Origin of the sequence: Marilutibacter aestuarii, from assembly GCF_006546775.1 — a bacterium.
In the GTDB taxonomy this organism is placed as follows: Bacteria; Pseudomonadota; Gammaproteobacteria; order Xanthomonadales; family Xanthomonadaceae; genus Marilutibacter; species Marilutibacter aestuarii.
Genome location: NZ_VICE01000105.1, coordinates 36,741 through 54,525, shown reverse-complemented (window position 1 = coordinate 54,525; position 17,785 = coordinate 36,741). Strand labels below are relative to the sequence as shown.

Genomic DNA, 17,785 nt, shown 5'->3' with positions numbered 1-17,785 from the left:
CTTACCGCAGCACCCCGGCACCCCCGCCCCTGAACGCCAGGCGCGGGCCATCGTGAAGGTGAACGCGCTTCGCCGGGTCAGGCGGACGGGGACTGCCGCATGTACGGGAACAGGAGGACGTCGCGGATCGAGGCCGAGCCGGTCATCAGCATGACCAGGCGGTCGATCCCGATCCCCAGTCCGCCGGTCGGCGGCAGGCCCACTTCCAGGGCGCGGATGTAGTCGGCGTCGAAATGCATGGCCTCGTCGTCGCCCCCCTCCTTCTGCTCGACCTGGGCCTTGAAGCGCGCGGCCTGGTCCTCGGGGTCGTTCAGCTCGGAGAAGCCGTTGGCCAGCTCCTTGCCGTTCACGAACAGCTCGAAGCGATCGGTGATGCCCGGCTCGCTGTCGCTCTCGCGGGCGAGCGGCGAGACCTCGACCGGGTAATGGGTGATGAAGGTCGGCTGTTCCAGCTGGCCCTCGACCGTCTTCTCGAAGATCTCAAGCAGCAGCTTGCCCCAGCCCTGCCCGGGCTTGACCGGGATCTGCAATCGCGCGCAATGGCGGGCCAGGGCCTCGCGGTCGCGGCAATCCGCGACGCTGATGCCCGGGTTCTTCTCGCGCACCGCTTCGTCCAGGCGCCAGCGGCGGAAGGCCGGCCCGACGTCGATCCGCGCGCCGTCCCATTCCATGACGGTGGTGCCGAGCACCCGGCCGGCGACGTCGCGGATCAGGTTTTCGGTCAGGTCCATGATCTCGTTGTAGGTCGCGTACGCCTCGTACAGCTCGAGCATGGTGAACTCGGGGTTGTGCCGGGTCGACACGCCCTCGTTGCGGAAGTTGCGGTTGATCTCGTAGACGCGTTCCAGCCCGCCCACGACCAGGCGCTTGAGGTACAGCTCCGGGGCCACCCGCAGGAACAGCTCCAGGTCGAGCGCGTTGTGGTGGGTCACGAAGGGCTTGGCCGTCGCGCCGCCGGGGATGTAATGCATCATCGGCGTCTCCACTTCCAGGAAGCGGCGCGTGTCGAGCCATTCGCGGATCGCGCGGATGATCTGCGAGCGCTTGATGAACACGTCCCGCGCCTCGGGCGAAACGATCAGGTCGACGTAACGCTGGCGGTAGCGCTGCTCGACGTCGGCCAGGCCGTGGAACTTGTCCGGCAGCGGGCGCAGCGACTTGGTGAGCAGGCGGAGCGCGGAGGCCTTGACCGAAAGCTCGCCGGTCCGGGTCCGGGTCAGGCCGCCCTCGACGGCGACGATGTCGCCCACGTCCCAGGCCTTGAAGGCGGCATAGGTGTCGCCCAGCGCGTTGGCCTGCAGGAACAGCTGGATGCGGCCCGACTCGTCCTGGATCTGGACGAAGCTCGCCTTGCCCATCACCCGCTTGAGCATGATCCGCCCGGCCATCGCGACCTGACGGCCGCTGGCCTCGAGCGTCTCCGCGTCGAAACGCTCCGCGTCGGCGTACTCGGCCTGCAGGTCGCCGGCGAAGTCGCTGCGACGGAAGTCGTTGGGGAATGCCCCGCCCTGCTCGCGGAGGGCGGCGAGTTTGCCGCGACGCTCGGCGATCAGGAAGTTCTCGTCGGCGGGCATGGGCGCGGGGGTGGCTTCGGTCATGGTCGGCTGGGTTCGGTTCTTGGGGGGAGTCCGCCGCGCCCGGTCAGGGCGCGGCGCGGTCGTGGCGACGGGATCAGACGGCGTCGGCCCGTTTGGCGCCGACCTCGAGGCCGGCCTTCAGGCTGGCCTCGACGAACTCGTCGAGGTCGCCGTCGAGCACCTTCTGGGTATCGCTGCGCTCGATCCCGGTGCGCAGGTCCTTGATGCGGCTCTGGTCGAGCACGTAGTTGCGGATCTGGCTGCCCCAGCCGATGTCGGACTTGGTCGCCTCCACGGCGTCGCGCTCGGCGTTTCGCTTCTGCAGTTCCAGCTCGTACAGCTTGGCGGCCAGCATCTTCATCGCGGTGTCGCGGTTCTGGTGCTGGCTGCGGCCGTTCTGGCAGGCCACGACGATGCCGCTCGGCACGTGCGTGATGCGCACCGCGGACTCGGTTTTGTTGACGTGCTGGCCACCGGCGCCGGACGAGCGGTACACGTCGGTCTTCAGGTCGGCCGGGTTGATCTCGATGTCGATGTTGTCATCGACTTCGGGCGAGACGAACACCGAGGTGAAACTGGTGTGGCGGCGGTTGTCCGAATCGAACGGCGACTTGCGCACGAGGCGGTGGACGCCGGTCTCGGTCTTCAGCCAGCCATAGGCGAAATCGCCCTCCACGCGGAACGTGGCGGACTTGATGCCGGCCACTTCGCCACCAGAGACTTCCATCAGCTCGGCCTTCCAGCCGCGCGACTCCGCCCAGCGCAGGTACATGCGCAGCAGCATCTCCGCCCAGTCCTGTGCCTCGGTGCCGCCGGCACCGGCCTGGATGTCGACGAAGGCCGCGGCGCCGTCCATCTGCCCGCCGAACATGCGCTGGAACTCAAGCTGTTCGACGTCGCGCGCGTATGCATCGACGTCGGCGACGACCGCGGTGGCGGTGTCCTCGTCGTCCTCCATCTCGGCCAGCTCGAGCAGTTCGAGCGCGCCGCCGAGGCCTTCGTCCAGGCGGCGGCTGCCGAGCACGACCTTCTCAAGCGATGCGCGTTCGCGGCCCAGCGACTGGGCGCGCTCGGCATCGTTCCAGACGTCCGGGCTCTCGAGTTCCCGGCTTACTTCCTCGAGACGTTCGACCTTGCTGTCGAAGTCAAAGATACCCCCTCAGCGCATCCAGCCGACCCTGCAGGTCGGCGATGCGCTGGCGGACGGGATTCAGTTCGATCATGAACTCACCACCACCTGATAAAGACCGCAGATTCTAGCAGGCAATCGCCCTGCCCGGCCCGTAAAGAGCCCCGCTCAGGCTGGGACCAGGCGGCTGCGCAGGGCGTCCCGGTAACTGCGGCTGCACGGGAGCCGCGTGCCGTCGCGCAGCTGCAGGCGTGCGTCACCCGATTCCAGGGGCTCGATCTGCTCGAGCCGGTCGAGGTTGATGATGTAGCTGCGGTGCACCCGGGCGAAACGGTCCGGGTCCAGCTGCGCTTCGATGCCCGCCATCGTGCTGCGCAGCGGGTACTCGCGGCCACGGACGTTCAGGTTGACGTAGTTCCCCGCGGCCTGCAGCCAGTCGATGTCGTCGGCCGCGACGAGGAATTCGCGCCCGAGCTTGCGGACCAGGAAGCGCTCGGGACGCTCGGCCTGCCCCGGTGCCGGCGCCGGCTCGTCGTCGGCCCGATCGAGCAGGCGGGCTTCGCCCTGCAGGCGGCGCCGTATGAAACGGTAGGCCTCGATGGTCGCCACCATGCTCACGTAACTGCGCCAGTCCTTCAGGTATTCGTATACGAACTCGCGCAGCCACGGACTGAACTCGTAGGTTTCGCCCTGGGTGGCATAGACCGCCTTGCGTATGGCCACCATGCCCACCACGTGCAGCACCGAGAACACGACGCTGGCGAGCGCGTGCCATGGCAATTGCCGGCGCCAGGTGTCGAGGTGGAACGGGAACCGCCGGGTGAACCACAGCAGCGCCGGGACGAGGGCCAGGAACACGAGGCCGCTGGAAAACTCCCACAGCACCGGCTTCCAGGCCGCGTAGTCCAGGCCGGCCCGGCGGACCTCGATCATCACCGTGAGACTGTTGGCGATGCCATTGAGCAGGGTCGCTACGATCCAGAACGCCACCTCGAAGGTGCGGCGCAGTACGGCCGGGGACCGTGGGGGGAAGGGTTGGGGATCCATGCGCGCATTCTAGGCGTTGGCACCCGCCGATCCGCCACGGCTTGCCCCCGCGGACCCGCGGTTCGTCCCGCGGGGCCCGCGCCCCGGCCCCTGGTGCTTTCGCCGAGGGGCACGCGAGGCGACCCTGCCGGCACCGCAGAACGGACATCGCCATGGAACGCCGCCACGACCTCGACTGGGTACGCACCCTCGCCTTCGGCCTGCTGGTGCTCTACCACGTGGGCATGTACTACGTGACCTGGGACTGGCATGTCAAAAGTCCGGCGGCTGGCCCGGCGCTCGAACCGCTGATGCTGCTCAGCTCGCCCTGGCGGCTTTCGCTGTTGTTCCTGGTCTCGGGCGTCGCCACCGCCTCGATCCTCGAACACCGTCGCAAGGGGTTCGTGCGCATGCGTTCCCACCGCCTGCTGTGGCCGTTGCTGTTCGGGATGCTGGTCGTGGTGCCGCCCCAGGCCTACTACGAAGTGGTCGAGAAGCTGCCGGGCGGCTACCACGATGGCTACCTGGCCTTCTGGGGACGCTACCTGGCCGGCGACGGCAGCTTTTGCCGCGATGGCGACTGCCTCGACCTGCCGACCTGGAACCACCTGTGGTTCCTGGCCTACCTGTGGGCCTACAGCATGCTCCTGTGGGCGGCGCTGACGTTCGCCGCCGGCACGATGCGCCGTACGGCAGAACACCTGGGACGCTGGTTCGCCGGGCCCGCCGTGCTGGTGGTCCCCGCGCTGGTCCTGGGCCTGGTGCGCATGCTCCTGGTCGGCCGGTTCGAGTCCACCCACGCCCTGGTGGACGACTGGTACAACCATGCGCAGTACCTGCCGGTCTTCCTGCTCGGCTTCTGGCTGGCCCGGGCCACGGAGGCCTGGAACGCGATCGAACGCTGGCGGGGGTGGTCGCTGGGCGTGGCCCTGTGCAGCTATCTCGCCCTGGTGGCCTATTTCGGCCATTACGACGACGCCAATCCGCCGCCGGACTGGCTGCGCATGGCCCAGCGCCTGACCTGGGGCGCCAACCAATGGCTGAGCATCGCGGCGATCCTCGGCTTCGCGAGGCACTGGATCAAGGGCGACAGTCCCGCCCTGCGCTACCTCGCCCCGGCGGTCTATCCGGTCTACATCCTCCACCAGACGGTGATCGTGGTCCTGGCCCACAATGCGCAGCGACTGGCATTGAATCCGTGGATCGAAGGTCCGCTGCTGGTGGCATGCACGTTCGCGCTTTGCCTGGCCGGGTACGAACTGATCCGCCGGGTCCCGGTGTTGCGGCCGCTCTTCGGCCTGAAGCGGCGCACGGATCCCCGCGGTACCCCTGGGGTCGGTGGCGCGCAGGCGCACGCGGCCGATGCGCGCGGCTGACTCAAGCCATTTCGCGATGGACCACGACCAGTTGGATGGCATCGCCACCGCGGTAGTCGTCGGGCTCCAGCCGGTAGGCGATCCGCATGCGGGACGGCGGTTGCACGCCGTCCCAGCCTCCGAAGTGGATGGCGTTGAGGCGCGCGCCGTCGGTCCCGAGCTCGAGCTTGAGGTGCCGCTCGCCCACCACGCGCCAGCCCAGCACGTCGAACTCGCCGTCGAACTGGGGTTCGGGGAAGCCCTGCCCCCAGGGCCCGCCATCGCGCAGCGCCTCGGCGTTGGCGCGGACGAAGTCGCCCGCCTCGAGCGGGCCATCGCTCAGGACCTCGGCCCCGAGCAGCTCCGGCGGCAGGGTCGCGGCGACCACGGCCTGGAAGGCGTCGCGGAACGCGTCGAAGCGATCGGCCCGCAGCGACAGCCCGGCTGCCATGGCATGGCCACCGAAGCGCTCGACCAGGCCCGGGTGGCGGGCCGCGACGTCGGCGAGCGCGTCGCGGATGTGGAAGCCCGGGATGGAGCGGGCCGAGCCCCTCAGGCTGTCGCTGCCCGGCTCTGACGGTGCGAAGGCGATCACCGGGCGGTGCAGGCGCTCCTTGAGCTTGGAGGCGACCAGGCCGACCACGCCGGGATGCCAGTCCGGGTCGTGCAGGCACAGCCCCACGGGCACCGCCTCGCCCAGCGCGACGCACGCGACGGCGGCCTCGGCCTCGTCGGTCATCTGTTGCTGGACGGCACGCCGCTCGCTGTTGATCTCGTCCAGGGTCGTAGCGATCTCGCGCGCCTGGCGGGCGTCGTCGGTCAACAGGCATTCGATGCCGAGTGCCATGTCCTCCAGGCGGCCCGCGGCGTTGAGGCGGGGAGCGATCGCGTAGCCGATGTCGGCGGCGGTCAGCCGTCCGAGCCCACGCCGCGATACCTCCGCCAACGCATTCAGGCCGGCGCAGCCCTGTCCGGTGCGCAGGCGACGCAGGCCAGCGGCGACCAGCGCCCGGTTGTTCGCGTCCAGTGGGACGAGGTCGGCCACGGTACCGACGGCGACGAGGTCGAGCAGCACGCCCAGGTCGGGGATGGCCTCGGCGAACGCACCCTGCGCGCGCAGGTGTCGGCGCAGCGCGAGCAGGACGTAGAACATCACCCCGACGCCGGCGAGCACTTTGCTTGGGAAGCGGTCGCCGGGCTGGTTCGGATCGACGATGACGTCCGCGTCCGGCAGAACCTCGCCGGGCAGGTGGTGGTCGGTGACCAGTACCTGCCAGCCGCGTGCGCGGGCGGCGGCGACGCCGGCATTGCAGGCGATGCCATGGTCGACGGTGACCAGGAGGTCGGGTTCCAGCGCGGCCAGTGCCTCCACCAGCGAGGGCGAGAGGCCGTAGCCGTGGGTGACGCGGTTGGGGACCGCGTGCGAAACGCGACGGGCCCCCAGCAGTCGGAGGCCGCGCACGCCCAGCGCGCATGCGGTCGCGCCATCGCAGTCGAAATCGCCGACCACGACGATGTGGCGATCCGCGGCGATGGCCTCGGCCAGCAGGGCCGCCGCCGCATCCAGTCCGAGCATCCCGTCGGGCGGCAGCAGCTGCGCCAGGCGCGGGCGCGCCTGGGCCTCGTCGAGCGCGTCGCGCGCGGCGTACACCCGGCGCAGCAGTGGGGGTGTCGCCGCCGACCATTCGCCCGCTCTCGCGGCGATGCGGCGGCGCACCGACACGCGTGGCGTCATGCGCCGAACCCGTGGCGCGGCTTGCGCCACACCCGCCAGCGTTGGCGGGCCAACAGGAGATAGCCCTCCCCGCTCTCGCAATCGAGCGCGAGCTCGCGGAGCGCGCCAGCGCGCAAGGCTTCGAACAGGGGGGCCAGCCAATCGGCCTGCAGCCGCGCCAGGTCGCGCGCGTCGCGCAGGTCCACCAGCATGTCCTCGCCGGGCTCGGGGTAGCGCGCCGGCAACGCGGCTGCGCCGGCCCCGGCCAGGCGCGCGAACGCAAGCAGGGTGTCGTCCTCGCTCAGGACCTGGCGGTAGTCGCAGCGGACCGCGGTCGGCAGGCGACCCGCGCCCCAGAACCACAGCGAATTGATCGCCGGGCGGCCAGCCGCGATGCGCTCCAGGTTGCGCGGGTGGTTGTGCAGGACCACCTGCACCTCGCTCAGGAGCGAGCGCCATCGACGCGCTTCCGGACTACGACTCTCGCCGCCAGGCAGGTGTTCGATGAGCTCGGCGCCCAGCGCGGCGTCCGGCGGGCTGAATGCCGGCAGGACGGCGCCCTCGGGCAGTTGCAGGTACCAGCGCTCCGGCACTGGCGCGTCGAGCAGGTAGCCGGCATCGCCGAACAGGGGTTTGAGAGCGGGCAGGATCGCCGCGGCATCGCCGGCATCGCCCTGCATCGCGCGACCATGGGCCAGCAACCGCGCGCCGGTGATGTCGGGACGGACGTGGACCGGATCCGCGCGAAGCCAGGCATGGCCAGCAGCATCGCCGCGATCCGCCTGGCGGCTCACCGCCGCCGCGGGCCACCCCGCGGGCAGCACGTCGAAGCAGCGGGCCTGCTGCGGCCCGACCAGGCGCAGGGCATCGCCGCGGCCAAGCACGCGTGCCAAGGGGGCTTGCAGGCGCTGGCCGCCGAAACGGGCGGCGGCCGGCAGCAGCAGCCTGGCGCGCGCCATCGTTCAGGCCTTGTAGCTGACGGCGACGATCTCGTACTCGCGGGTGCCGCCGGGCGCCTCGATGGTGACGCTGTCGCCCTCGTTCTTGCCGATCAGCGCGCGCGCCACCGGCGACGAGATCGCGATCAGGCCCTTCTTGATGTCCGCCTCCAGGTCGCCGACGATCTGGTAGGTGGTGCTGGCATCGGTGTCGACGTCGGCCAGCTCGACGGTGGCGCCGAACACCACGCGGTCGCCGGGGTTGAGGGACGCGACGTCGATCACCTGCGCGTGCGACAGCTCGGCTTCGAGCTGCTTGATGCGGCCTTCGATGAAGCCCTGCTGCTCGCGCGCGGCATGGTACTCGGCGTTCTCCTTGAGGTCGCCGTGGGCACGTGCCTCGGCGATGGCATGGATGACCGCCGGTCGCTGGACCGACTTCAGTTCTTCAAGCTCGGCGCGCAGGCGTTGCGCGCCCTTCACCGTGATCGGTGCTCTCATGGGTAGATCCTTCGTTTCGTGAGGGCCGCCAGAAACAAACGAAGGCGGCGGACGCCAGGGACCAGCCCGAACGTCCCACCACCTGCTGGCGACCGTGCCTCCAAAGGCTATCAGGAATCTGCGGGGGTCAGGAAGCATCGCTTCCCGACCCCGCGTTCAGCCGTGGATCAGGCGCCGGCGCCGATTTCGGCGTGCAGCTCCTGCAGCGACCAGACCGGGCCCGTGCCGCGGAACTCGAGGGAGTTCACCAGGGCACGCGCGCCGGCGATCGTCGTCGAATAGGTCACCCGCTGCTGCAGGGCCTCGCGACGGATCGAGAACGAGTCGTTGATCGCCTGGCGACCTTCGGTCGTGTTGATGATGTAGGCGATCTCGCCGTTCTTGATCAGGTCGACGATGTGCGGGCGGCCCTCGATCACCTTGTTGACCGGCTCGCAGGCCAGGCCGTGGCCGGTGAGGAAGGCGTGCGTGCCGGAGGTGGCGACGAGCGCGTAGCCCCGCTTGGCCAGGTCCTGCGCCACCGACAGCACGCGCTGTTTGTCCGGGTCGCGCACCGAGATGAACACCTTTCCTTCGGCCGGGAGCGCGCGGATGCCGCCGGCTTCCTGCGCGCGCGCCATCGCCGCGCCGAAGCTGCGGCCCACGCCCATCACCTCGCCGGTGGAGCGCATCTCCGGCCCGAGGATCGGGTCGACGCCCTGGAACTTGGCGAACGGGAAGATCGCTTCCTTGACCGAGTAATAGTCGGGGACGATCTCCTTCGTCGCGCCCTGCTCGGCCAGGGTCTGGCCGACCATGCAGCGTGCGGCGATCTTGGCCAGCGGAAGGCCGGTGGCCTTGGACACGAAGGGCACGGTACGCGAGGCGCGCGGGTTGACCTCGATCAGGTACACCGTATCGGCACCGTGCTCGTCGAAGGTCACCGCGAACTGCGTGTTCATCAGGCCGACCACGTTGAGCGCCCGCGCCAGCGCCTTGACCTGCTCGCGCAGCTTCGCCTGCACGGCCGGGGTCAGCGAGTACGGCGGCAGCGAGCAGGATGAATCGCCGGAGTGCACGCCGGCCTCCTCGATGTGCTCCATCACGCCGCCGATCAGGACGTTGCCGTCCTTGTCGGCGATGACGTCGACGTCGACCTCGACCGCGTTGTCGAGGAAACGGTCCAGCAGCACCGGGGAGTCGTTGGACACCTTGACCGCGTCGCGGATGTAGCGCGTCAGGTCGGCGTCGCCGTAGACGATTTCCATGGCGCGGCCACCGAGCACGTAGCTCGGGCGCACCACCAGCGGATAGCCGATCTGCGAGGCCAGCAGCAGGGCTTCGTCGGGGTTGCGCGCGGTACGGTTGAGCGGCTGTGCCAGCTCCAGGCGCTGGACCAGTTGCTGGAAGCGCTCGCGGTCCTCGGCCAGGTCGATGCTGTCGGGGCTGGTGCCGATGATCGGCACGCCGGCCGCTTCGAGCGCACGCGCCAGCTTGAGCGGGGTCTGCCCGCCGTACTGGACGATCACGCCCTTTGGCTTCTCCAGCTCGGCGATCTCGAGCACGTCCTCGAGCGTCAGCGGCTCGAAGTACAGGCGGTCGGAGGTGTCGTAGTCGGTCGAGACGGTCTCCGGGTTGCAGTTGACCATGATGGTCTCGTAGCCGTCCTCGCGCAGGGCCAGGGCGGCATGCACGCAGCAGTAGTCGAACTCGATGCCCTGCCCGATGCGGTTCGGGCCGCCGCCCAGGACGATGATCTTGTCGCGATCGCTCGGCGCGGCCTCGCACTCGTCCTCGTAGGTGGAGTACATGTAGGCGGTTGTCGTGGCGAACTCGGCCGCGCACGAATCCACGCGCTTGTAGACCGGGCGCACGCCGAAGGCGTGGCGCAGGGTGCGCACGGCGGCCTCGTCGGTCCCCGTCAGCTCGGCCAGGCGGGCGTCGGAGAAGCCCATGCGCTTGAGCGCGCGCATGCGGCCCACGTCCAGCGCGGACAGGCCCGCGGCAGCCACGTCGGCCTCGGTCGCGATGATCTCCTCGATCTGGTCGAGGAACCACGGATCGACGAAGGACAGGGCATGCACGTCCTCCACGCTCATGCCGGCGCGGAAGGCATCGCCGATGTAGAACATGCGCTCCGGGCCCGGCTCCTTCACCTCGCGGCGCAGGGTCGCCAGGTCGGTCTCGCTGGACAGGTCCAGGCCGGTCGGGTCGAGCCCGACCTTGCCGGTCTCCAGGCCGCGCAGGGCCTTCTGCAGCGATTCCTGGAAGGTCCGGCCCATGGCCATGACCTCGCCCACCGACTTCATCTGCGTGGTCAGCCGGGCTTCGGCCTGCGGGAACTTCTCGAAGGCGAAGCGCGGGATCTTGGTGACCACGTAGTCGATGGTCGGCTCGAACGAAGCCGGCGTCGCACCGCCGGTGATCTCGTTGCGCAACTCGTCCAGGGTGTAGCCCACGGCAAGCTTGGCCGCGACCTTCGCGATCGGGAAGCCGGTGGCCTTGGAGGCGAGCGCCGAGGAGCGCGAGACGCGGGGGTTCATCTCGATCACGACGACGCGGCCGTTCGAAGCGTTGATGCCGAACTGGACGTTCGAGCCGCCGGTGTCGACGCCGATCTTGCGCAGCACCGCGATCGAGGCATCGCGCAGGCGCTGGTACTCCTTGTCGGTCAGGGTCTGCGCCGGGGCGACGGTGATCGAATCGCCGGTGTGCACGCCCATCGCGTCGAAGTTCTCGATCGAACAGACGATGATGCAGTTGTCCGCCTTGTCGCGGACCACTTCCATCTCGAACTCCTTCCAGCCCAGCACCGATTCCTCGATCAGCACTTCGGTGGTCGGCGACAGCTCGAGGCCGCGCTTGACGATGTCCTCGAACTCTTCCTTGTTGTAGGCGATGCCGCCACCGCTGCCGCCGAGGGTGAAGCTGGGACGGATGATGGTCGGGTAGCCAACGGTCGTCTGGATCTCCACCGCCTGCTCGAAGGTCCGGGCGACCGCCGCACGCGGGCATTCCAGGCCGATCTCGGCCATCGCCACGCGGAACAGTTCGCGATCCTCGGCCATGCGGATGGCCTCGCGAGATGCGCCGATCAGCTCGACGCCGTGCTTCTCGAGCACGCCGTTGTCGGCCAGGTCCAGCGCGCAGTTCAGCGCGGTCTGCCCGCCCATGGTCGGCAGCAGCGCATCGGGCTTCTCCTTGGCGATGATCTTCTCGACCGTCTGCCAGTTGATCGGCTCGATGTAGACGGCGTCGGCCATCTCCGGGTCGGTCATGATCGTCGCCGGGTTGCTGTTGACCAGCACGACGCGGTAGCCCTCGTCACGGAGCGCCTTGCACGCCTGCGCGCCGGAGTAGTCGAACTCGCAGGCCTGGCCGATCACGATCGGACCGGCGCCGATGATCATGACGGTCTTGATGTCGGTGCGCTTGGGCATGTCAGTTGGCCTCTGCTTGCTCGTCTTGCATAAGCGCAACGAAACGGTCGAAAAGGGGTGAGACGTCGTGCGGGCCCGGGCTGGCTTCCGGGTGGCCCTGGAAGCTGAAGGCCGGCGCATCGGTCAGTTCGATGCCCTGGTTGGAGCCGTCGAACAGGGAACGGTGGGTCACGCGGACGTTCGCCGGCAGGCTGGCCTCGTCGATCGCGAAGCCGTGGTTCTGCGAGGTGATCATCACCCGCTGGCTGTCGAGGTCCTGGACCGGGTGGTTGGCACCATGGTGGCCGAACTTCATCTTCATCGTGCGCGCGCCGGCGGCGAGGCCGAGCAGCTGGTGGCCCAGGCAGATGCCGAAGGTCGGCACCCGCGCGGCGACGAATTCACGGATCGCGGCGATCGCGTAGTCGCAGGGCTCCGGGTCGCCGGGGCCGTTGGAGAGGAAGACGCCATCGGGCTTGAGCGCCATGACCTCGGCGGCCGGCGTCTGCGCGGGCACGACGGTCAGTTCGCAGCCGCGTTCGGCGAGCATGCGCAGGATGTTGTGCTTGACGCCGAAATCGTAGGCCACGACCTTGAAGCGCGGCGCGGCGGCGACGAAGGCGTTGCGGTCCAGGTCCAGCTGGCCGTCGGTCCAGGCGTAGCGTTCGGCGGTGCTGACTTCCTTCGCCAGGTCCATGCCCTTCAGCCCCGGGAACTTGCGCGCCGCCTCCAGCGCCTTGTCGGCATCGATGCCCTCGCCCGCCATCAGCGCCCCGCCCTGTGCGCCGGTGTCGCGCAGCAGGCGGGTCAACTTGCGGGTGTCGATGCCGGCGATGCCGACGATGCCGCGCGCAGCGAGCCATTCAGGCAGCGCCACTTGGCTGCGCCAGTTGCTCGGCCGGCGCGGGACGTCCCGCACGATCAGGCCCGATGCCCAGGTCTGGCGGGCTTCGTCGTCCTGGTCGGTGCAGCCGGTGTTGCCGACGTGCGGATAGGTCAGGGTCACCAGTTGTCGCGCGTACGACGGGTCGGTGAGGATTTCCTGGTAGCCGGTGATCGCGGTGTTGAACACCACTTCGCCGACCGAAAGGCCGGGCGCGCCTACGGAAACGCCCTCGAAGAGGGTGCCGTCTTCGAGCGCGAGGATTGCGGGTTGGGTCACGGGGGTCGCCTTGAATGCCGGGGAATACTGACCGCCCCGCCTTCGCGCAGGCCTGCGAACGCAGGTTGCAGCAAAGCGCGGACGCGGCACGGGCCGGTCCGGTTGGGGAGGTTCAGGCGAGCGAGAATTCTAGCGGTCCGGGGCCACCAGCGCCAGCCTCATCGACCATCGTCGGCATGTCCGGGGCTGCGTGCATTCATCTAGGGCATGACCGGGGCGAATTGCAGCGCCCCGTCGCGGGCATCGTCGGACCCTCCCGGGCCCCGCTGTTGGCAACTGGCGCCCTGTCGGCAAGCGCCCTTGGTGCGCCTCAGTCCAGCAGGTCGCGGACGCGGTAGGCCCCCGGGGGCCGTCCCACCAGGCGCTGGGCGCAATGCAGGGCGCCGCGGGCGAAGATGTCGCGGTTGGTGGCGCGGTGCACCAGTTCCACCCGCTCGCCCAGGCCGGTGAACTGGACGCTGTGCTCGCCGATGATGTCGCCGGCCCGCAGTGAGGCATAACGCGGGGTCGCCCCGCCCTGCTCCGCGCATTCACCCAGCGTCAGCGCGGTGCCCGAGGGTGCGTCGAGCTTGTGCACGTGGTGCGACTCGACGATGTCGCAGTCCCAGCCCGGCAAGGCCGCGGCGGCCCGCTCGACGAGTTCGTTGAGGACGGCCACGCCCAGGCTGAAGTTGGTTGCCCAGGCCACGGCGATCGTCCCGGCGGCGGCCTCCAGTGCCGAGCGCTGCGTCGCGTCGATGCCGGTCGTCCCCGACACCAGCGGTCGGCCCCGCCGCACGCACAGCGCGAGCACATGGTCCAGGCCCGCCGGCAGGCTGAAATCGATCGCGACGTCGAACTCGGGCGCGGCGTCGAGTTCAGCAGCCGAGAAGTGCGGCACGCCGTCGACCACGCGCTGGCCGGGGGCGTCCTTCCCGACCGCCGCGACCACCTGCAGGTCGTCGCGTTCGGCGGCCAGGCGCAGCAGGGCCTGGCCCATGCGCCCGGAGGCGCCGTGGATGAGGAGTCGGAGGGGCGAGGTCTTTGCGTTCATGGGGGAAGGCTACGGGCCCACCCCTGCTTCCACAAGGCATTCCTGCCGATCAGGACGTCATGCGGTCCCAGAAGCCCTTGACGCCGTCGATGAAGGTCGACGAACGCGGCGAATGCTTGCGCGCGCCGTCGCCGACGAAGGTGGCTTCGAACTGTTCGAGCAGGTCGCGCTGTTCGGCGGTCAGGTTGACCGGGGTTTCGACCACGGCACGGCAGTACAGGTCGCCCTTGCGACGGCTCCGCACCGACTTGACGCCCTGGTCGCGCAGCCGGAAGACCTTGCTGGTCTGGGTTTCGGCGGGGATGCGCAGTTCGACCTCGCCGCCGAGGGTGGGCACGCGGATGGTGTCGCCCAGGGCCGCCTGCGAGATCCGGATCGGCACGTCGCAGTGCAGGTCGTCGCCGTCGCGCTGGAAGATCTCGTGTTCCTTGACCCGCACCTCGACATACAGGTCGCCGGGCGGTACCCCGGGGGGACCGGCCTCGCCCTCGCCCGTCAGGCGGATACGGTCGCCGGTGTCGACGCCGGCCGGGATCTTGACCTGCAGGGTCTTGTTGCGCTCCACGCGACCCTGCCCGTGGCAGTCGCCGCAGGGATTGGAGATGGTCTGGCCACGGCCGCCGCAATGCGGGCAGCCCTGCTGCATCGAGAAGATGCCGCGCTGGAAGCGCACCTGGCCTCGCCCGCCGCATGTCTCGCAGGTCTCGACCTTGCCGTCGGCCGAGCCGCTGCCGTCGCAGCTGTCGCAGGTCTCCAGGGTCGGGATCTCGATCTGGCGGTCGATGCCGCCCACGGCCTCCTCGAGGCTGAGCTCCATCACGTAGCCGACATCGGCCCCGCGCCGGGGGCCGCGCGCTCCGCCCGCGCCTCCGCCGAAGATGTTGCCGAAGATGTCGCCGAAGATATCGCCCATGTCGGCGTAACCCGGCCCGCCGCCACCGCCCCCCATGCCGTGCTCGAACGCCGCATGGCCGTGCTGGTCGTAGGCGCGCCGCTTGTTGCCGTCGGACAGGACCTCGTAGGCCTCCTTGCATTCCTTGAACGCGACCTCGGCCTCGGCATTGCCGGGGTTGCGGTCCGGGTGGTGCTTCATCGCGCAGCGGCGATAGGCCTTCTTCAGCTCCTCGTCGGAGGCGTGGCGGGCCACGCCCAGGACTTCGTAGTAATCGCGTTTGCTCATGGGGCCGTGATTCGTGATTCGCTATGTGTGATTCGCAAGGGTCGAAGCGCAACGGAGAGGGATCCAGAGAAGCGGAGGAGCGGAGCCATGGCCCCGCTCCTCCGGATCACGAATCACCCATCCCGAATCACGGCTTTTCGTCGTCCTTCACCTCGGTGAACTCGGCATCGACGACGTCGTCGCCGGCCGGGTTGCCGCCGGCACCGGCCTCGGCGCCGCCCGGCTGGCCCTGGGCCGCGGCGAACAGCGACTGGGCGACGGTCTCGAGCGCCTTCGACTTGGCCTCGATCTGGCCCTTGTCGTCGCCCTTCATCGCGGTCTCGAGTTCGGCGATCGCCGCCTCGGCCTGGCCGATGGCCTCGCCCGGCAGCTTCTCGCCGTGCTCCTTGATGGTGCTGCGGGTCGCGTGGATCAGGCCGTCGGCCTGGTTGCGGGCCTGCACCAGTTCCTGGAACTTCTTGTCCTCCTCGCGGTTGGCCTCGGCGTCGGCCACCATCTTCGCGATCTCGTCCTCGGACAGGCCCGAACCGGCCTTGATCTCGACCTTCTGTTCCTTGCCGGTCTTCTTGTCCTTGGCGGTCACGTGCACGATGCCGTTGGCGTCGATGTCGAAGGACACCTCCACCTGCGGCATGCCGCGCGGCGCCGGCTCGATGCCGGTCAGGTCGAAGCGGGCCAGCGACTTGTTGAAGCGGGCCTGGTCGCGCTCGCCCTGGAGGACATGCACGGTCACCGCGGACTGATTGTCCTCGGCGGTGGAGAAGGTCTGCGAGGCCTTGGTCGGGACGGTGGTGTTCTTCTCGATGATCTTGGTGAACACGCCGCCCAGGGTCTCGATGCCCAGGCTCAGCGGGGTCACGTCGAGCAGGAGCACGTCCTTCACGTCACCGGCAAGCACGCCGCCCTGGATCGCCGCGCCCAGCGCGACGGCCTCGTCGGGATTGACGTCCTTGCGCGGCTCCTTGCCGAAGAAGTCGGCCACGGCCTGCTGGACCTTCGGCATGCGCGTCTGGCCACCGACCAGGATGACCTCGGAGACGTCGCTGGCACGCAGGCCGGCGTCGTTGAGGGCGGTGCGGCACGGCTCGATGGTCTTCTTGACCAGGTCCTCGACCAGCGACTCCAGCTTGGCGCGCGTCAGCTTGATGTTGAGGTGCTTCGGGCCGGAGGCATCGGCGGTCACGTACGGCAGGTTGACCTCGGTCTGCTGCGCGCTGGACAGCTCGATCTTGGCGCGCTCGGCAGCGTCCTTCAGGCGCTGCAGGGCCAGCGGGTCCTTGCGCAGGTCGATGCCCTGGTCCTTCTGGAACTCCTCGACCAGGTAGTCGATGACGCGCTTGTCGAAGTCCTCGCCGCCCAGGAACGTGTCGCCGTTGGTGGCCAGCACCTCGACCTGCATCTCGCCGTCGACCGAGGCGATCTCGATGATCGACACGTCGAACGTGCCGCCGCCCAGGTCGTAAACGGCCACCTTGCGGTCGCCGCCCTTCTTGTCCATGCCATAGGCCAGCGCGGCCGCGGTGGGCTCGTTGATGATGCGCTTGACCTCGAGGCCGGCGATCTTGCCCGCATCCTTGGTGGCCTGGCGCTGGCTGTCGTTGAAGTACGCCGGCACGGTGATGACGGCCTCGGTGACGGTCTCGCCCAGGTAGGCCTCGGCGGTCTTCTTCATCTTGGCCAGCACTTCGGCGGAGATCTGCTGCGGCGCCATCTTGTTGCCAGCGACGGTCTCGACCCAGGCATCGCCGTTCTCGTGCTTGACGATGCCGTAGGGGACCAGGTCGATGTCCTTCTGGACTTCGGCGTCCTGGAACTTGCGGCCGATCAGGCGCTTGACCGCGTAGAAGGTGTTCTTGGGATTGGTGACCGCCTGGCGCTTGGCCGAGGCGCCGACCAGCACTTCGTTGTCCTTGGTGTAGGCGACGATGGACGGCGTGGTGCGATCGCCTTCCACGTTCTCGATGACCTTGGCGCTGCCGCCTTCCATGATCGCCACGCACGAGTTGGTCGTGCCCAGGTCGATACCGATGATTTTACCCATGGTGGTGTGTCCTCTCTGATGCTTGGAGCCGTTGCTTGTCTGGTGCCGGAGCGCCGGGGCGCTTCCGGGGCGGCCATGCCGCCGATGTCTGCTATCTGGGGGTGGCCGGCGGCGGTTCAAGGCCCGCCGGCGGCTGTCAAGTACCGGGTCAGTCAGCCTGGCGGACCACGACCAGCGCCGGGCGCAGGAGGCGGTCGTTGAGCAGCCAGCCCTTCTGGTAGACCTGCACCACGTGGTTGGGCGCGTGATCGGTGCTGTCGACCATGCTCATGGCCTGGTGGTGTTCCGGGTTGAACGGTTGCCCGACTGGGTCGATCGCGACCAGGCCGTTGTCGGCGCAGACCTTGAGCAGCTGTCGCAGGGTGAGTTCCATGCCCTCGCGGAGCGCGCCGGCATCCCCGGACGCCGCGCCGAGCCCGGCTTCCAGGCTGTCGATCACCGGCAGCAGCTCGCCCAGCAGGCGTTCGTTGGCGAAGCGGCGCGCGGTCTCGACCTCGCGGGCGGCGCGCTTGCGCTGGTTGTCGAGGTCGGCGCGCTCGCGCAGCGACTCCTCGCGCAACGCGGCCAGTTCGGCCTTGGTGGCTTCCAGCTCGACTTCCAGCGAAGTGGTGTCGGCGGCGTCCTGGACGTGTTCGTCCTGCATCGGGTCGTTGGTCATGTGGCGTGTGCTCGGTCCGTGCGCACGGGGCGCGTTTCGATGATGGGGGCGTGCGGCGAATCCCCGCGACAGG

Annotated in this window: 13 protein-coding genes; 1 reads left to right on the top strand and 12 read right to left on the bottom strand. The window is 69.2% G+C overall.

The window, feature by feature from the left end; genetic code table 11:
- Positions 1-77 precede the first annotated feature (77 nt).
- From lysS to FKV25_RS11420, 3 genes are all read right to left on the bottom strand, one after another.
- Complete coding sequence (gene lysS, locus FKV25_RS11430; protein ID WP_141518932.1) at positions 78-1,598, bottom strand: lysine--tRNA ligase; 1,521 nt, start codon at positions 1,596-1,598, stop codon at positions 78-80.
- Between the two features lie 73 nt (positions 1,599-1,671).
- Positions 1,672-2,800, bottom strand: a protein-coding gene (prfB, locus tag FKV25_RS11425; protein WP_141518931.1) for a peptide chain release factor 2 whose coding sequence is annotated in 2 segments (ribosomal slippage) — positions 1,672-2,724 and positions 2,726-2,800 — 1,128 coding nt in all. Because the reading frame shifts where the segments join, the coding sequence is not laid out codon by codon here.
- 74 nt (positions 2,801-2,874) lie between these two features.
- On the bottom strand, positions 2,875-3,753 hold the full coding sequence (locus FKV25_RS11420) for a LytTR family DNA-binding domain-containing protein (protein ID WP_141518930.1): 879 nt from the start codon (positions 3,751-3,753) through the stop codon (positions 2,875-2,877).
- A gap of 152 nt (positions 3,754-3,905) precedes the next feature.
- On the opposite strand from FKV25_RS11420, the gene FKV25_RS11415 reads away from it, so the two are divergent.
- Complete coding sequence (locus FKV25_RS11415; protein ID WP_141518929.1) at positions 3,906-5,108, top strand: acyltransferase family protein; 1,203 nt, start codon at positions 3,906-3,908, stop codon at positions 5,106-5,108.
- A gap of 1 nt (position 5,109) precedes the next feature.
- Here FKV25_RS11415 and recJ read toward each other — a convergent pair whose 3' ends face one another.
- The 9 genes from recJ to grpE all read right to left on the bottom strand — a co-directional run bounded on the left by recJ (position 5,110) and on the right by grpE (position 17,712).
- Positions 5,110-6,822, bottom strand: a complete 1,713-nt coding sequence (gene recJ / locus FKV25_RS11410) for a single-stranded-DNA-specific exonuclease RecJ (RefSeq protein ID WP_141518928.1) — start codon at positions 6,820-6,822, stop codon at positions 5,110-5,112.
- Positions 6,819-7,760, bottom strand: a complete 942-nt coding sequence (locus FKV25_RS11405) for a phosphoglycerate mutase (protein WP_141518927.1) — start codon at positions 7,758-7,760, stop codon at positions 6,819-6,821. The genes recJ and FKV25_RS11405 overlap by 4 nt, the downstream gene beginning before the upstream one ends.
- Positions 7,761-7,763: 3 nt before the next feature.
- The gene (gene greA / locus FKV25_RS11400; protein WP_141518926.1) at positions 7,764-8,240 is read right to left on the bottom strand and encodes a transcription elongation factor GreA; all 477 of its coding nucleotides are present in this window, start codon (positions 8,238-8,240) and stop codon (positions 7,764-7,766) included.
- Between the two features lie 167 nt (positions 8,241-8,407).
- Complete coding sequence (gene carB, locus FKV25_RS11395; protein ID WP_141518925.1) at positions 8,408-11,659, bottom strand: carbamoyl-phosphate synthase large subunit; 3,252 nt, start codon at positions 11,657-11,659, stop codon at positions 8,408-8,410.
- 1 nt (position 11,660) lies between these two features.
- Positions 11,661-12,800, bottom strand: coding sequence for a glutamine-hydrolyzing carbamoyl-phosphate synthase small subunit (gene carA / locus FKV25_RS11390; RefSeq protein ID WP_141518924.1), 1,140 nt, complete (start codon positions 12,798-12,800; stop codon positions 11,661-11,663).
- A 310-nt stretch (positions 12,801-13,110) separates the two neighbouring features.
- Positions 13,111-13,833, bottom strand: a complete 723-nt coding sequence (gene dapB / locus FKV25_RS11385) for a 4-hydroxy-tetrahydrodipicolinate reductase (protein ID WP_141518923.1) — start codon at positions 13,831-13,833, stop codon at positions 13,111-13,113.
- A gap of 49 nt (positions 13,834-13,882) precedes the next feature.
- Entirely contained in the window at positions 13,883-15,013 is a 1,131-nt protein-coding gene (gene dnaJ / locus FKV25_RS11380) for a molecular chaperone DnaJ (RefSeq protein WP_141518922.1), read from the bottom strand.
- A gap of 127 nt (positions 15,014-15,140) precedes the next feature.
- On the bottom strand, positions 15,141-17,054 hold the full coding sequence (gene dnaK / locus FKV25_RS11375; protein WP_141518921.1) for a molecular chaperone DnaK: 1,914 nt from the start codon (positions 17,052-17,054) through the stop codon (positions 15,141-15,143).
- 148 nt (positions 17,055-17,202) lie between these two features.
- Positions 17,203-17,712 (bottom strand): nucleotide exchange factor GrpE, encoded by a 510-nt coding sequence (grpE, locus tag FKV25_RS11370; RefSeq protein ID WP_141518920.1) that lies wholly within the window; start codon positions 17,710-17,712, stop codon positions 17,203-17,205.
- Positions 17,713-17,785: the final 73 nt, after the last annotated feature.

Bases quoted from the DNA above. Each gene is read 5' to 3' on its own strand.
- lysS (WP_141518932.1), bottom strand. From the start codon at position 1,598: ATGACCGAAGCCACCCCCGCGCCCATGCCCGCCGACGAGAACTTCCTG.
- FKV25_RS11420 (WP_141518930.1), bottom strand. From the start codon at position 3,753: ATGGATCCCCAACCCTTCCCCCCACGGTCCCCGGCCGTACTGCGCCGC.
- FKV25_RS11415 (WP_141518929.1), top strand. From the start codon at position 3,906: ATGGAACGCCGCCACGACCTCGACTGGGTACGCACCCTCGCCTTCGGC.
- recJ (WP_141518928.1), bottom strand. From the start codon at position 6,822: ATGACGCCACGCGTGTCGGTGCGCCGCCGCATCGCCGCGAGAGCGGGC.
- FKV25_RS11405 (WP_141518927.1), bottom strand. From the start codon at position 7,760: ATGGCGCGCGCCAGGCTGCTGCTGCCGGCCGCCGCCCGTTTCGGCGGC.
- greA (WP_141518926.1), bottom strand. From the start codon at position 8,240: ATGAGAGCACCGATCACGGTGAAGGGCGCGCAACGCCTGCGCGCCGAG.
- carB (WP_141518925.1), bottom strand. From the start codon at position 11,659: ATGCCCAAGCGCACCGACATCAAGACCGTCATGATCATCGGCGCCGGT.
- dapB (WP_141518923.1), bottom strand. From the start codon at position 13,833: ATGAACGCAAAGACCTCGCCCCTCCGACTCCTCATCCACGGCGCCTCC.
- dnaJ (WP_141518922.1), bottom strand. From the start codon at position 15,013: ATGAGCAAACGCGATTACTACGAAGTCCTGGGCGTGGCCCGCCACGCC.
- dnaK (WP_141518921.1), bottom strand. From the start codon at position 17,054: ATGGGTAAAATCATCGGTATCGACCTGGGCACGACCAACTCGTGCGTG.
- grpE (WP_141518920.1), bottom strand. From the start codon at position 17,712: ATGACCAACGACCCGATGCAGGACGAACACGTCCAGGACGCCGCCGAC.